Consider the following 13324-nt stretch of genomic DNA (forward strand, 5'->3'; position numbering starts at 1 on the left):
GCGCTGCGGCTCAAGCGTCGATCTAGATGTGTTGTCCGGACAGGTTGGTGACGTGTCGGTGGTCTTGCACGGGTGAGGGCCTTCTGGGTTCGGTGTGGATTGCGACATCGACGCCGAGTCTCAGAAGGCCCTCGTGGTCCACCGTAATGCCCCGCTGACGCCGACCGGGAGACTGCGGCTGGCGGTACACGTACTCGGTGAAGTACGGCCCGCCGTAGTGGATATGACGCGGGGCTTCGAGCCGACCGGTCGCGCAGGTGTCCGTCTCGGCGCCGTACACCGGCCCCGGGACGTTGAGCCACAGGCGGTCCTCCCAGCGCCCGTTGAAGCTTGGGTACGCCTGGAACAGGACCGCCGCCGCGTCGAAGTAGAGCGTCACGAGGGCAGCGTACTTTTGCCCGGCCTCGGCAGTGCGTGCTGCGCAGGGGCAGTTGAGTTGGGGGCGGCGCAGGTTTCCACCGCGTGGCGAAGTTGCTGCCGGGTTGCCCGGGGGCGGGCGCCGCTCCGCTGCCTGTCCAAGGTCGCGTTCCATGACGAGAACCACGCCCCCACGGCCGCTGGATGCCGAGGCGCTCTTCCCGGAATTGGCGGCCTACCGAGGCACCACTACGCGGCTCCACCCGCGGCCGGGCAGCCCGCAGATGTCGGCCAGCTCGGTGGGCGGACCCATGCTGTGGCCGGCGGACGAGCCATGGCCGGTCTGCGGGGCGGCCCACGGCCGCGGGCGTGGCAGGCGCCCGGCCGACATCCACCGCTATCGGCGGATCCTGGCTGACGCCTGGAACCGGGAACAGAACCCAGGCCCCACGGAGGAGGAACGAAAGCTCCTGGCCGAGCTGCGCCTGGAGCATCGACTTCCGAAGGTGTCGGGGACGGAACCGCTGCCGATGATCGGCTTGGCGCAGCTGTACCGACGGGATGTCCCAGACCTGCCGACGGGGCCGGACGACTGCGATCTGCTCCAGGTGTTCTGGTGTCCGTTCAACGCGCACGGCCCGAGCCGATACGACCTGGAGCTGCACCTGCGCTGGCGGCGTTCGTGGGAAGTCGGGGACGTCCTGTCCGCACCCCCGCAACCGACAGTCGTCGGAGCTGACGGGTTCGTACCCGAGCCCAGCGTGCTGCACCCGGAGCAGGTGATCAGCTATCCCTACGCCGGCCTCCTGCCCGACAAGCTGTGCGCCCGGATCGACGCCTGGGAGGAAGCCCAGGAACAGGTGGCCGATCAGTCGGCGGACGAGGACGCGACCGGGCCGATCTGCTACCAGTACGACCTGTCCACCCCGCCCGGCTGGCGTGTCGGCGGCTTCGCCTCCTGGCACACGACCGACCCCTACCCCATGGACTACCAGACCTGCAGGACACCGATGCACCTCCTGCTGACCATCGACAGCTCGGAATGGGACGGCGGCAGCAGAAGCTGGAAACCGCTCGAGGACCGAGACCTGCCCACCCACCGGTACGCCCAGCCCACGGGCGTCACTGTGGGCCGATTCGGCGAACTCAACGTCGTCGCCTGCCCCGCCGATCCCGACCACCCACACCGCTGGAGCATCCAGTAGTCCGCGGGCGATCTCATGAGCATCGAACGTGCCGTGCCCAACTCATGTACACGTGCTGCCGGTTCTGGTCTCTGGCGCACCATCCGTGAGAACGATCAACGGCGATGGCGTTCGTCGCCGCCCGCAGGTGAGGCCGTTCAATCAGCCCAGCCCTCGATATTGGAGCCGGATTCGTAGGAGTACCGGGTATCACGGTCCCAGTCCTCCCCTGTGATTCGTCGGTATGCCAGGTCCGGGACGTAGAGCAGGGGTTCGGCCCAGATGAGGTTGGCTGCGTACGGAGTGAAGGCCGAAGGGTCCTGAAGGACGCTGTCGAATTCCGTGCGGCCGGCGGCGACGATCGCGGCGCGTGTGTAGAGGAAGGCGTCTCCTCCCAGGTCGTGTGCGTGCTCCTTGCGGTCCAGCCGGTAGAGCGCCCACGACAGTTGTTCGGCAAAGCCGATGACCTGCGCCAGCGGGCACTGGCCAAGCCGCTCGGTGAGCGTGGCTGCAAGGATTTCGGCGTCCGGGTCAGGTTTCCTGGGCCGGCAATCCTCGATGAGCTGCCAGAAGGCGTCTTCGTCCATGACGGCGAGCATGACGCAGTGGTCTGACAGCCCTGGCTTTCGGACCGCGAGTTTGCTGTCACGGATCCGCCCGCGTAGCGCTCGGCGTCGGTTCCCCCATGCCGCGATCGGATGCCTGCGTCACCCTGGAAAGTGGCGCAAGGCCCGTGTGCGGGGACGCGTACGGAGGCTGGAGGTGTCGGATGGAGCCCGTCGAGGCGCTGGAGCGGATCGCCTTTCTGCTGGAGCGTGGCCGCGCGCCCACGTACCGGGTGCGTGCCTTCCGTACAGCGGCAGCGGTCGTTCAGGGCCTCGCCGAGGGTGAGGTCGCGAGCCGCGCCGCCGACGGATCGCTGGAGTCGCTCAAGGGCATCGGGCCCAAGACCGCAAGTGTCATCCGTGAGGCGCTGGCTGGGGCCGTACCCGCATATCTGGAGCGGCTGCAGGACGAGGCGCGCGAACCGATCACGGAGGGCGGCGCCGAGCTGCGGGCGCTGCTGCGGGGCGACTGTCACCTGCACTCCGACTGGTCCGACGGCGGGAGCCCCATCGAGGAAATGGGCCGGGCCGCACGGCAGATCGGGCACGAATGGGCGGTGCTCACCGACCACTCGCCGCGGCTGACGATCGCGCGTGGGCTGTCTCCGCAACGGCTGCGCGAGCAACTGGACGTCATTGCCCGGCTCAATGAGACCTGGGCTCCCTTCCGGCTGCTCACCGGCATCGAGTGCGACATCTTGGACGACGGGTCCCTCGACCAGGAGCCGGAACTGCTCGACCAGCTCGACGTGGTGGTGGTCTCCGTCCACTCCAAGCTGCGCATGGACGCGGCGTCGATGACCCGCCGCCTGATCCGCGCGGTCGGCGACCCCCGCGCCGACATCCTCGGGCACTGCACCGGCCGGCTGGTCACCGGGCGCGGCCGTCCCGAATCGCAGTTCGACGCGGACGAGGTGTTCGCCGCGTGCGCCGCAGCGGGCACGGCGGTGGAGATCAACAGTCGTCCGGAACGGCTCGACCCGCCGCGGCGTCTGCTGCGCCGAGCCGTCGAGGCCGGGGTGCTGTTCGCCGTCGACACCGACGCGCACGCGCCCGGCCAGCTGGACTGGCAGATCATCGGCTGCGCACGGGCCGAGGAGTGCGGCGTACCCGCGGAACGCGTGGTGACCACCTGGACAGCCGAGGAACTGCTCGCCTGGACCCGCGGGAGCCGGGCCCGCTCCGCCTCCTGACGATCGCGGGCGCCTCCCACGGCACTGTTCGGCTCCCGACCGACACGTACGGCATCCAGGCCCTTCCGAAGCAGACGGCGCCGCTCTCGTATCCGCCGTCCTGGCGGCCCTGAGGTGCGAGATGTGCCAGGTGGGGCACTCGGTGGCCTGGGAGCGGCGAGCTCACGCGGTGACCGCGTACGCAGCTCGGGTGGCGAGCCGGGTGAGACCGAAGGAGGCTTGAAAGAGGCATGTTCTTCGTGAGTCCTATGGACCCTGAGGTGGCTATGTCGACGGTGCCGCACACGCGGCAGGCCGGCCCTCAGCGGCAGGCACCGCGTCTGATCATCTTGCCGGGGGTCTACGCACCCACGTACGACACCGGCCTCCTGATCCGTGCCCTGGACCGTGAGGACGTCGGGCCCGGCACGGACCTGCTCGACCTGGGGACCGGGTCCGGCGCCGTCGCCGTGGCCGCAGCCCGGCGGGGAGCGAACGTGAGCGCGGTGGATCTCTCCCGCAGGGCCGTATGGACCGCACGCGCCAACGCCCTCATCAACCGCGCGAACATCACTGTGCGCCGCGACGACCTCGGTGCCTGGACCGGCCGGGCGGCCTCCTTCGACATCATCACCAGCAACCCGCCCTACGTTCCGTCCCCCTCCGACTCGCTGCCGCGCCGTGGCCCTGCCCAGGCCTGGGACGGCGGTCGCGACGGGCGCCGCGTCATCGACGCCGTGTGCCGGACCGCGGCCCGGGCTCTACGCCCCGGAGGAACGTTGCTGATGGTGCATTCCGCCTTGAGCGACGCCCAGGCAAGCCTGGAGCACCTCGCCGCCCTCGGGCTGGAGGGTGCGGTCGTCGACCGGGCTCACATCCCCTTCGGCCCGGTCCTGCGCGCCCGGCGCGACTGGCTGCGCGCGAGGGGTCTGCTCGCGCCGGACACGACGACGGAGGAAGTGGTGGTGATCCGTGCCCAGCGCCTCTGAACGCCCGCGTCGTGTTCATGCCGATCACACCGGGCCGCTGCTCATCGAAGGACCGGTGGAGGTGATCGACGGTGACGGCACGTCGCACATCTCCCGAAGGTTCCAGGTCGCGATCTGCACCTGCAGGCGAAGCCGCACCTACCCGTGGTGCGACACCAGCCACCGCAGCCGCACACGTGCAAGGCAGTCCAAGGCCGCGGATGAGGGACATGAACACGCAGCCGAGTCCGAGGACGCCCCATCATGAGCGCCGGCCAGCTCCTCGAATCACGTACCCGCACCCCCGTGCTGCCGCGCGCGCGAGGACAGGTGTCCGAGGCCGTCATGAAGGCCCTGCGTCTGCCCGGCTCGCCATTGCCGACTGCCGAGCAGATCGGCGCAGCCGGCCCCTACGGGGACGACCTGCACCTGGCGCTCTATGTCCTGTACGAGCTGCACTACCAGGGCTTTGCGGACGTCGACGAAGACCACGAGTGGGACCCGGATCTGCTCAGGGTGCGGCGTCTGCTCGAGGAACGCTTCCTCCATGCGCTGCGCAAGGATGCCGCCCCGCGCCAGGATGCCGACCGGACGATCGCCGACCTGCTGGTGGAACCGGCCGGCTACGACCAGGACGGCGTCAGTCACCACCTCCAACGCGAGGGGCAACTGCACCACTTCCAGGAATACGCAGCGCTGCGCTCGCTCTACCACCTCAAAGAGGCGGATCCGCACGCCTGGGTGATCCCCCGCCTGCACGGCAGGGCCAAGGCAGCGATGGTGGCGATCGAGTACGACGAGTTCGGCGCCGGCCGGGCCGAGGATGTGCACGCCCGGCTGTTCGCCGACCTGATGCGCGACCTCGGCCTCGACACCGGCTACGGCCATTACCTCGACAGCGCACCCGCCGAAGTCCTGGCCACGGTCAATCTGATGTCGCTGTTCGGTCTCCACCGCAGTCTGCGAGGCGCCCTGGTCGGTCACTTCGCCGCAGTGGAGATCACTTCCTCGCCCGGCTCACGCCGCCTGGCGCAAGGCCTTCGGCGGATCGGCGCGGGGAAGGCAGCGCAGCGCTTCTACGACGAACACGTCGAAGCCGACGCCGTGCACGAGCAGGTCGTACGCCGCGACGTGGTGGGCGGACTGCTGGAAGCGGAGCCGCAGCTGGACGCCGACGTCGCGTTCGGCATCTGTGCCACCGACTTCCTGGAGGGCCGCCTCGCCGAGTTCCTGCTGGGCCGGTGGCGCACAGGCCGTAGCGCCCTCGTCACCTGACGACGAAGGGAGCAGGCGCCCCGCACACGTCATCCACCGGATCCGTCGTCCTGAGCCATCTGGGCGTCATGGCGGGTCGCACGCACGGAAGGGATACACGTCGATCATGCACACGCACAGCAACCTCACCGAACTGGCCGCATCCAGCACCGCTCCTCTGTGGTTGATCATCGTCGGTGTCATCGTGGTTCTGGTCCTGCTCGGCATGTTCGTCGCGGGCCAACGCCGCGCCGCCCGGCGCAAGCGCAGCCAGCCGCCCGCCTCGCCGGGCCGAGGCGCAGGCTCCCCCGATGCTCAGGCGCAGCGCGGCACCGGCTGGCAGACGCCGGACGACGATCCGGACCAGGGCAACCCGCACCGCTGACCCGGCACGGCTGACCTGGCCCCGACGACTGGAAGGTCGTCGCCGGAGCGTCAAGGAGACCGCGCCTCTGATACGGGTGCTCCCGTTCCACGAGATCGTGGAACGGGAGCACCCGTATCGATTCGAGAGGGCCAACAGCTTGGCGGCGGGACGGTCTTCAGTGTTTGAAGGCGTCCTTGCCCTTCTCCTTGCCGCCGCGCGCCTTTCCACGGGTCTCAAGGGCCGCGCCCTTGGCCGCGGTCTTGTCGTCGCCGAGCATATGGGCGCCCTTCTTCACGACCTTGCCGGCGATCTGCTCCGCCTTCGCCTTGGCCTTTTCTCCGGCACTCATGGTTCAGTCCCTTCGTTGCCTCGGTGAGCGGTCTGTGGTCCCGCGTGCCCGAGCCCCCGGGGCCCAAACAATGGACGTCGCGGCGAGGCGACGCACCAAGGCACCAGAACTGGTCGAGTCCGCCCTGAGGGCACTTGCAGGCTCTCGAACCTCCGAACCCTCAACTCACCTGCACAAACAGGTTATATCCGACGTTGCGATGCATTTGGTGTGCATAAGATCCGCTGCGTGACAGAAGGTCAACACCCCCGTGGTGACGGAACAACAGCGGACGTGGTGATTCTCGGGGCCGGTCCAGCCGGTCTCGTACTCGCCAATCTGCTGCAGGCGCGCGGGATCGACAGCGTCGTGTTGGAGCGGGGCAGCCGCAGTCACATCCAGAGTCGGGCTCGTGCGGGGTTCCTGGCCGCGAATACGGTGCGGATTCTCGACCGGTACGGGCTGTCCGGCGGACTGCATCGCGGCGGGCAGCCGCACAGCGTGTGCGAGTTCCGTACCGACGAGGGCAGGTTCCGCCTGGACTACAGCGAGCTGGGGCGCGGGGAACGGCACACCGTCTACCCCCAACAGGCGTTGGTGACCGACCTGCTGGCGCACTACCTGGCCGCCGGTGGACGGATTCACTTCGAGACCGAAGTGGTCGCCGTGCACGACGCGAACGGCCACCGGCCGTGGGTGAGCGTGCGGGCTCCCGACGGGCGCGTCACTCGGTGGCAGGCGCGGTACATCGCCGGGTGCGACGGACGGCACGGTGCGGCGCGCCGATCGCTGCCGGACGGCAGTGTGCGGCGCTATCAGCGCGATCACCGGGTGACGTGGCTGGGACTGCTCGCCGAGGCACCGCCCAGCATGGACGCCGTCGGCTACGCGGTCCATCCCCGGGGGTTCGCCGGGCACATGGCACGCAGCGCCGACATCACCCGCTACTACCTGCAAGTTCCGCGCGGCACCCCGGCCGAGGCTTGGTCACAGGAACGGATCTGGGACGAGCTCGAGCTGCGGATGCAAGCCAAGGAGTACGGCCCCCTGCGGCGCGGCCCCATCGTGCAGCGCGGCACCGTCGCGTTCGAGTCGGATGTGCTGGAACCACTGCGGCACGGCGCCCTGTTCCTGGCGGGCGACGCGGCCGGCCTCGTCAGTCCGGCCGCGGCCAAAGGCGCCAACCTGGCCGTCCTCGCCGCAGAATTGCTCGCTCAAGCCTTGATCGACGACCTCACCAATGGCGACTCCAGCGGTCTGGAGGCGTACTCGGCACGCTGTCTGACGCGCATCTGGGCCGCTCAGGAGTTCTCGCGCTGGATGGTCGACCTGCTGCACGGTCCGTCCGGCACGGACAGCGGGTCCCTGTTCCACAACCGGACGCGACTTGCCCGTATGGCCGAACTGCGCGCCTCCCGCAGCCATCAGGACTGGTTCGCCGAGCGCTACGTCGGCATCTGACCGCACCTTGCGGCCCATGAGACCAGCCGGTGCATCCATCGCACCGACTGTTGTGCACCACCCCACCGAACAGCGGAATGAGGGACATCCTCGAATGATCACGGCGTTGTCGGACGACACGTCGCGCCTGCGCGCGGCGGTCGACTTCGTCACCGGGCAGGACAGCGAAAGCCTCCTGCCGCTGCTTCTCCCCGGCCTCGACGGGCCGGAGCTGCGCGCACTGGTGGAGCAGTGCCATTTCGCGCACGCGGCACTGCTCGTCTTTCCCTCCCATCCCGATGCGTTGCACGCAACGCTCGCCGAGTGCGGACTCTTCACCGACGCACCGCCCCAGCCGAGCGTCGTGGTACGCGAACGTCTGGCTCTGCGGTACGGACGCGCCGCCGTCGACCTCGAGGTCGGCATCCTGCGGCCGGCGGTCCTCGGACACGACGGACGCTCACGGGTGATCGAGGTGTTCGCCCTCACGGTGCCGCCGGGCTCGGCTCTCGAGGACATCGCCGTACAGGAACGAGTCCGGCACGACGAGGCGCATGTCGCCTTCGAGATCGACGATCCCGGTCCGCTGGTGCTGCGCGGTCTGCGGTCCTGTTTCACCCACCACGGGGCAGTCCCGGACGGCGGCGGATACAACCCGCACGAGAACGGCACCGTGTTCCACTTCGCCGCACCGGCCTCGTCCAAGGCCCCGTACCGGCGCATCGAGCTGTATGCGCCCGGTGACCATCGCGATCAACTCGACTCCCATCTGACGGAGTTCCGCCGCGGCCAGCCCGCCGAAACGATGCTGCGGATGCTCACGGGGGCATGGACGACACAGGCGCTCAGCGTGTATGCGCAGCTGCGGGTCGCCGATGCCATGGACATCGATACGGCGCGCGACGCGGTGGCACTGGCGGGGACCGTGGGCGCGGACCCGGACAGTCTGACCGTGCTGCTGCGCTACCTCGCCATGCTGGGCGTGGTCGTCGAAGAGGGGCCTGGCACCTTTCGCCTGACGGCCCTGGGCGCGTTGCTGCGTGGCGATGATCCCGGCTCCATGCGCCCGCTGGCCCTGATGTACGGCGGTCCGTTCTACGAGTCGTTCGGAGCCCTCGCCTACACCGTGCGCACCGGCCAGGTGGCCTTCGAGCATCTCTTCGGCACGAACCACTTCGACCACTTCGCCGCCGATCCTCAACTCGCCGAGCTCTTCGACCAGTCCATGGCCGCGAGCCGGCGCATGTTCGACCCGCTGCCCACCCACCCGGTGCTCGCCGCGGCGGCCGGCAGGCCGCAGGGCGCGACCGTCGTCGACATCGCCGGCGGCAACGGTGAACTCCTCGGCCGTATCCTCGCCGCCCACCCGGGCCTCGACGCCGTCCTGCTCGAACGCCCCCATGTCGTCGAGGCCGCCCGCCGACGTCTGGACGCCACGCGGTGCACCTTCGTCGCAGGCGACTTCGCCGACGTACCGTCCGGCAAGGACGTCTACCTTCTGTCGCGCATCCTGCACGACTGGAACGACGAAACGTGCCGGCAGATCCTGCGCCACTGTGCGGCCGCGATGACCGCCGACGCCGACCTGCTCATCGTCGAGCGGCTGCTGCCCACCGACAACTCCCCTTCCCTGGCGACCGCATGGGATCTGCGCATGCGGTGCAACATCGGCGGCCGTGAGCGCTCCCTTGCGCATTACGCACGCCTCCTCACCGACGCGGGCCTGGTCCTCGTCGGCGAGAGCCGGCTGCCGCTCGACAGTCACGTACTGCACGCCCGCCGCGCACCTCGTACGGCCGATTCCGCGGGAAGAGGTGCTGACGGTGGCCGCGCTCACATCGTGTGAACGGGCCAGGGCAGGGACGCTAACGCCGTCGATCTGATCCCAGCAGACACACCGCGCCGTACAGCACGCCTCTCACTCGCCTGAGTGTCCGCATGATCAGGCTCCCTCCCGTGCGGCCGCCTGGCCTGACTGGCCGACCGTACGCGCATCCATCACCGCTGAGCGGCACGCCACGACCCATCGCTAATCCTCGGCGAGCAGACTCCGGCGCAGCCGCGCCAGGGTTTGCGCGATGAGCCGGGACACGTGCATCTGAGAGATACCCAGGGCGTTCCCGATGGCGGCCTGGGTCATCTCCTCACCGAAGCGCATCTCGATGATGCGGCGGTCCCGTACGTCGAGTTCGGCGAGGAGCGGGGCCAGCGCATGGAGGTGCTCGAAGGTTTCGAAGGAGGGGTCCGGGTCGCCCACGACGTCGGCGAGCGGGCGGCCTCGGTTGCTTCCGGCGCCGGCGTCGCACGTGTCCTGCGGAGTCTCGAGGGAGTCGGCCGAGTAGCCGTTGGCCGCCACGATGCCTTCCACCACGTCCTCTTCGCTGACACGCAAGTCCTCCGCGAGCTCCCTGACCGTGGGATCGCGGCCGAGTGCGGCGGCCAGGCGTTCGCGGGCATCGGTCAGGTCGATACGGAATTCCTGGAGTCTGCGCGGCACATGCACGGCCCAGGTGGTGTCGCGGAAGTAGCGCTTGATCTCGCCGAGAATCCAGGGGACGGCGAACGAGGAGAACTCGACACCGCGGTGCACATCGAACCGGTCGATGGCTTTGATCAAGGCCACGTTCCCGACCTGGACGATGTCCTCCAGCTGTCCGTTGCCGTGGTTGCGGTATCGGCCGGCGACGTAGCGCACCAGGGAGATGTTCATCTCGATCAAGGTGTTGCGCGTGTACAGATACTCGGGCGAACGGCCTCCAGCTGGCCGAGCCGGTCGAAGAACACCTTCGTCAACTCGCGGGCGTCCCGAGGCGCGATCTGATCCGCCCGGTCGATCTCCGGCAGCGGACCGGTGTGCTCCTCGCGAGCCCGCGCCGACGACCCCACGGTACGGTCCACGCCGGCGGCCCCGCCGGTCATCGCCCTGCTCCTTGTGTTCGCTTGCGTACGCGTGCGTCCGTGACCGTTCGCCGGACGCTGTGCTGCTGCCGGTCGATCCGCCGGATGGCTCTCCCCATGCCTTCTCCTCCCTCAGGCCCCGATTCCTCCGGGTGGGAGAGTCGTTCCGCGCAGACCAGCCCCCATACCGGGACCTTCATCCCTCGCCCTACGTGCCGAACGTCCCGCACTTCGAGGGATGAAGGCCCGGAGCCCGGGGATTCGACGGGCAGGACTCCCCGATGCCCCGGATCGGCGGCCGTTCGTCCTGATGGCGCGAGGACGTTTCAGCCGAGGCGATTCGGCAAACCGATCATTTATGGTGCAATTCGGCTACACGATGATGACCGAGCAGGCAGGGCCCCGCGCACTGGTCAGCGACCTGGTCGCGGCGGAGCAGGCCGGCTTCGACTTCTCCGTCACCTCCGACCACTACTTCCCGTGGCTCGAGTCCCAAGGGCACTCGCCCTACGCATGGAGCGTCCTCGGCGCGGCCGCGCAGGCCACCTCCCGTATCCCCTTGATGACGTATGTGACCTGCCCGACCATGCGCTACCACCCCGCCGTGGTGGCACAGAAGGCCGCGACGATGCAGCTGCTCTCCGAGGGCCGCTTCCGGCTGGGCCTGGGCTCGGGCGAGAACCTCAACGAACACGTCGTCGGCGCCGGCTGGCCCTCCGCACAGGTGCGTCTGGGGATGCTCGAGGAAGCAGTCGAGATCATCCGAGCGCTCTTCACCGGCGACAACGTCAACCATCAGGGCACCCACTTCGACGTGTCGAACGCACGCCTGTGGGACCTGCCCGATGACCTCCCGCCCATCGGCATCGCCGTATCGGGTGAGCATTCCTGCTCCGTGGCCGGGCGCCTGGCCGACCTGGTCATCGCGACCGAGGCCAAGCAGGAGCTCCTCACCTCGTTCGATGCACACGGTGGTCGTGGCAAGCCCCGGGTCGGTCAGCTGCCCGTCTGCTACGACACCGACAAGGATGCGGCCATCGCCCGCGCCCATGAGCAGTTCCGCTGGTCGGCGGGCGGATGGCCGGTCAACGCCGAACTGCCGGGACCGTCGGGCTTCGAGGGCGCGACGCAGTACGTCACGCCGCAGGACATCGCCGAGAAGATCCCCTGTGGTGACGACGTCGAGGAGTTCGTCGACGCGGTACGCCCCTACGTCGACGCCGGCTTCACCGAAATCGCCCTCGTCCAGGTGGGCGGCGACCACCAACTCCCCTACATCGACTGGGCGGAGAAGAAACTCCTGCCCGCACTGCGCCGCCTGTGACGTACGGGGTACCCGCGGCCATCCGACACCTGCGACATCCCGGGAGAACGACAGCGTGAATCACACCGAGCCCTCAGCCGCCCGCCCGCCTCACCCTCCGTCCCCCGACCTGGTTCAGGTGGTCCTCGCCGAGTGTTCGGCGGCCGACGCCGACACCGTGTTCGACGTCCTCAGGGCGCAGTTTCCGTCCGACCGGGGAGACGACGTACCGGGACACAAGGAGCCGGGGCGTCCCGATGTATGGACCGGGGGTTTCCTCGCCGGCCACAGCCCCGAGCCCTCCCCCGGCGTCCTGCTCGCCGGCACCGTCACGGCGGATCTGCAAGGCGGCCCCGTCGCGGTGGCACGGATTCGAGCGCTGCTCGAGCAAGCCTTCGTGGCACAGGCGAAGGGCACGGTCTCCGGGGACCAGGAGGTACAGGTACAGCTCCGGCTCACCGGCGCCGACGAGGGGCAACCGCCCGGATGACCGACGCCCCACCCGCAGCGACGGTCGCGGGCGGGCTCAGCTCTCGACGCCCGTGGCATCGTGCGGCGTGCCGACCGGCTTGGACTCCGGTGAGCCGCGCTGGCGCAGATAGACGGAGAAGATCGCCATCGAGGCCACGGCAAGCAGCTCGGACTGCCAGTTCTGCAGACTGCGGCTCCAGAAATCCGCGCCCAGTACGTACTCTCCCCAGCCCAGGGGGCGCTGCAGTTGACGCAACCGCTGCTCGTTGTAGGCGGCGGAGCCGGCGACGGATTGAGCGAACCACGACAGCAGGAACAGTCCGCCCATCAGCAGACCCAGCGAACGCGCGTACACCGGCTGGCGCCAGTCACGGGCGCGGGCCCAGGCCGGCGAGTCGGCTCGGGCGTACCGCCCTACGTGCTGTTCCTTGTCGGACTCCGTACCGGCTTCGCCGATCTCCTTCGACTCCGGGGAACCACGCTGAAGCAGCCACACCGTTCCCAGGATGAACAGGAAGAACTGCAGATACTCCGACTGCCAGTTCTCCGTGACGTCGACGGCGAAGTCCGAGGAGGCGAGGTATGCGGCGAGACCGATGGGCGCCAGCCCGTCCGCCGTCAGCTCGTGGTTGAACTCTGCGTGGCCTGCGAAAGCCTGCCCGACCAGAGTGAGCAGGAAGGCCGTACCGAAGGCGAGTGTCAGCCCGTTGTCGCGGACGAATCGGTGTCGCTTCTTGTCTGTCATCGAAGTTCTCCAGGGAGACCTCCGGCTTTAGCCGGGGGAGGAATGCGGAGCTGTCGCGCACGTTCGGATGCGTCCGCAAGGTCTACAACATGGCACTCGCCGCCCGCACCGAGGCGTGGACGCGTCAGGTGCGGGTGAACTACAACGCCACCTCGGCGATGCTGACGGCGTGGAAGAGGACCGAGGAACTGGCGTTCCTCAACGAGGTGTCGGCGGTGCCGTTGCAGCAGTG

At 68.9% G+C, this 13324-nt stretch carries 15 protein-coding genes and 1 pseudogene; 11 read left to right on the plus strand and 5 right to left on the minus strand.

Translation table 11 applies throughout. From position 1 onward, the window contains the following. Positions 1-22: 22 nt before the first annotated feature. Positions 23-379: a hypothetical protein gene (locus H9Y04_RS41120; protein ID WP_187819365.1), complete on the minus strand. Its 357-nt coding sequence runs from the start codon at positions 377-379 to the stop codon at positions 23-25. A 151-nt stretch (positions 380-530) separates the two neighbouring features. Here H9Y04_RS41120 and H9Y04_RS41125 point away from each other — a divergent pair, with 151 nt between their 5' ends. Further along, a complete protein-coding gene (locus H9Y04_RS41125) occupies positions 531-1562 on the plus strand; it encodes a hypothetical protein (protein WP_187819366.1) in 1032 nt (343 codons plus the stop codon). Positions 1563-1699: 137 nt separating this feature from the next. Here H9Y04_RS41125 and H9Y04_RS41130 read toward each other — a convergent pair whose 3' ends face one another. Beyond that, positions 1700-2128 (minus strand): DUF4240 domain-containing protein, encoded by a 429-nt coding sequence (locus H9Y04_RS41130; RefSeq protein ID WP_236072057.1) that lies wholly within the window; start codon positions 2126-2128, stop codon positions 1700-1702. Between the two features lie 182 nt (positions 2129-2310). On the opposite strand from H9Y04_RS41130, the gene H9Y04_RS41135 reads away from it, so the two are divergent. The 5 genes from H9Y04_RS41135 (at position 2311) to H9Y04_RS41155 (ending at position 5925) form a co-directional block, all read left to right on the plus strand. Further along, the gene (locus tag H9Y04_RS41135) at positions 2311-3339 is read left to right on the plus strand and encodes a PHP domain-containing protein (RefSeq protein WP_187819368.1); all 1029 of its coding nucleotides are present in this window, start codon (positions 2311-2313) and stop codon (positions 3337-3339) included. Between the two features lie 266 nt (positions 3340-3605). Further along, positions 3606-4307, plus strand: a complete 702-nt coding sequence (locus tag H9Y04_RS41140; protein WP_187819389.1) for a HemK2/MTQ2 family protein methyltransferase — start codon at positions 3606-3608, stop codon at positions 4305-4307. A gap of 61 nt (positions 4308-4368) precedes the next feature. After that, complete coding sequence (locus tag H9Y04_RS41145; RefSeq protein WP_438818217.1) at positions 4369-4554, plus strand: CDGSH iron-sulfur domain-containing protein; 186 nt, start codon at positions 4369-4371, stop codon at positions 4552-4554. Further along, the gene (locus H9Y04_RS41150) at positions 4551-5561 is read left to right on the plus strand and encodes an iron-containing redox enzyme family protein (protein ID WP_187819370.1); all 1011 of its coding nucleotides are present in this window, start codon (positions 4551-4553) and stop codon (positions 5559-5561) included. The genes H9Y04_RS41145 and H9Y04_RS41150 overlap by 4 nt, the downstream gene beginning before the upstream one ends. 106 nt (positions 5562-5667) lie before the next feature. Next, the gene (locus H9Y04_RS41155; RefSeq protein ID WP_187819371.1) at positions 5668-5925 is read left to right on the plus strand and encodes a DUF6479 family protein; all 258 of its coding nucleotides are present in this window, start codon (positions 5668-5670) and stop codon (positions 5923-5925) included. A 157-nt stretch (positions 5926-6082) separates the two neighbouring features. Here the strand turns inward: H9Y04_RS41155 and H9Y04_RS41160 are convergent, their stop codons facing one another. Further along, the gene (locus H9Y04_RS41160; RefSeq protein ID WP_187819372.1) at positions 6083-6256 is read right to left on the minus strand and encodes a hypothetical protein; all 174 of its coding nucleotides are present in this window, start codon (positions 6254-6256) and stop codon (positions 6083-6085) included. Between the two features lie 228 nt (positions 6257-6484). On the opposite strand from H9Y04_RS41160, the gene H9Y04_RS41165 reads away from it, so the two are divergent. Then, positions 6485-7696 carry a 4-hydroxybenzoate 3-monooxygenase gene (locus H9Y04_RS41165; RefSeq protein ID WP_438818216.1) on the plus strand — a complete coding sequence of 404 codons (1212 nt, stop codon included), beginning with the start codon at positions 6485-6487 and terminating at the stop codon, positions 7694-7696. Between the two features lie 94 nt (positions 7697-7790). Beyond that, on the plus strand, positions 7791-9521 hold the full coding sequence (locus H9Y04_RS41170; RefSeq protein WP_187819374.1) for a methyltransferase: 1731 nt from the start codon (positions 7791-7793) through the stop codon (positions 9519-9521). Positions 9522-9704: 183 nt separating this feature from the next. On the opposite strand, the pseudogene H9Y04_RS41175 reads toward H9Y04_RS41170, so the two are convergent. Next, a pseudogene (locus H9Y04_RS41175) lies at positions 9705-10594 on the minus strand (SigB/SigF/SigG family RNA polymerase sigma factor). 337 nt (positions 10595-10931) lie between these two features. Here H9Y04_RS41175 and H9Y04_RS41180 point away from each other — a divergent pair. Together H9Y04_RS41180 and H9Y04_RS41185 are read left to right on the plus strand one after the other, a co-directional pair. Next, positions 10932-11897, plus strand: coding sequence for an LLM class F420-dependent oxidoreductase (locus H9Y04_RS41180; RefSeq protein WP_187819375.1), 966 nt, complete (start codon positions 10932-10934; stop codon positions 11895-11897). Positions 11898-11952: 55 nt separating this feature from the next. After that, positions 11953-12366 (plus strand): hypothetical protein, encoded by a 414-nt coding sequence (locus H9Y04_RS41185; protein WP_187819376.1) that lies wholly within the window; start codon positions 11953-11955, stop codon positions 12364-12366. Between the two features lie 36 nt (positions 12367-12402). Here H9Y04_RS41185 and H9Y04_RS41190 read toward each other — a convergent pair whose 3' ends face one another. Then, on the minus strand, positions 12403-13092 hold the full coding sequence (locus tag H9Y04_RS41190) for a DUF6766 family protein (protein WP_187819377.1): 690 nt from the start codon (positions 13090-13092) through the stop codon (positions 12403-12405). Between H9Y04_RS41190 and H9Y04_RS41195 the strand changes: the two genes are divergently transcribed. After that, positions 13086-13324 (plus strand): helix-turn-helix domain-containing protein (locus tag H9Y04_RS41195; RefSeq protein ID WP_187819390.1); only part of this gene is annotated, 239 nt, incomplete at its 3' end. The genes H9Y04_RS41190 and H9Y04_RS41195 overlap by 7 nt on opposite strands.

Source organism: Streptomyces polyasparticus, from assembly GCF_014493765.1.
Classification (GTDB): domain Bacteria; phylum Actinomycetota; class Actinomycetes; order Streptomycetales; family Streptomycetaceae; genus Streptomyces; species Streptomyces polyasparticus.

Excerpts from the sequence above, each read along its gene's own strand:
- H9Y04_RS41125 (WP_187819366.1), top strand. The coding sequence starts at position 531 with ATGACGAGAACCACGCCCCCACGGCCGCTGGATGCCGAGGCGCTCTTC.
- H9Y04_RS41130 (WP_236072057.1), bottom strand. The coding sequence starts at position 2,128 with ATGGACGAAGACGCCTTCTGGCAGCTCATCGAGGATTGCCGGCCCAGG.
- H9Y04_RS41135 (WP_187819368.1), top strand. The coding sequence starts at position 2,311 with ATGGAGCCCGTCGAGGCGCTGGAGCGGATCGCCTTTCTGCTGGAGCGT.
- H9Y04_RS41140 (WP_187819389.1), top strand. The coding sequence starts at position 3,606 with ATGTCGACGGTGCCGCACACGCGGCAGGCCGGCCCTCAGCGGCAGGCA.
- H9Y04_RS41150 (WP_187819370.1), top strand. The coding sequence starts at position 4,551 with ATGAGCGCCGGCCAGCTCCTCGAATCACGTACCCGCACCCCCGTGCTG.
- H9Y04_RS41155 (WP_187819371.1), top strand. The coding sequence starts at position 5,668 with ATGCACACGCACAGCAACCTCACCGAACTGGCCGCATCCAGCACCGCT.
- H9Y04_RS41160 (WP_187819372.1), bottom strand. The coding sequence starts at position 6,256 with ATGAGTGCCGGAGAAAAGGCCAAGGCGAAGGCGGAGCAGATCGCCGGC.
- H9Y04_RS41170 (WP_187819374.1), top strand. The coding sequence starts at position 7,791 with ATGATCACGGCGTTGTCGGACGACACGTCGCGCCTGCGCGCGGCGGTC.
- H9Y04_RS41180 (WP_187819375.1), top strand. The coding sequence starts at position 10,932 with ATGGTGCAATTCGGCTACACGATGATGACCGAGCAGGCAGGGCCCCGC.
- H9Y04_RS41190 (WP_187819377.1), bottom strand. The coding sequence starts at position 13,092 with ATGACAGACAAGAAGCGACACCGATTCGTCCGCGACAACGGGCTGACA.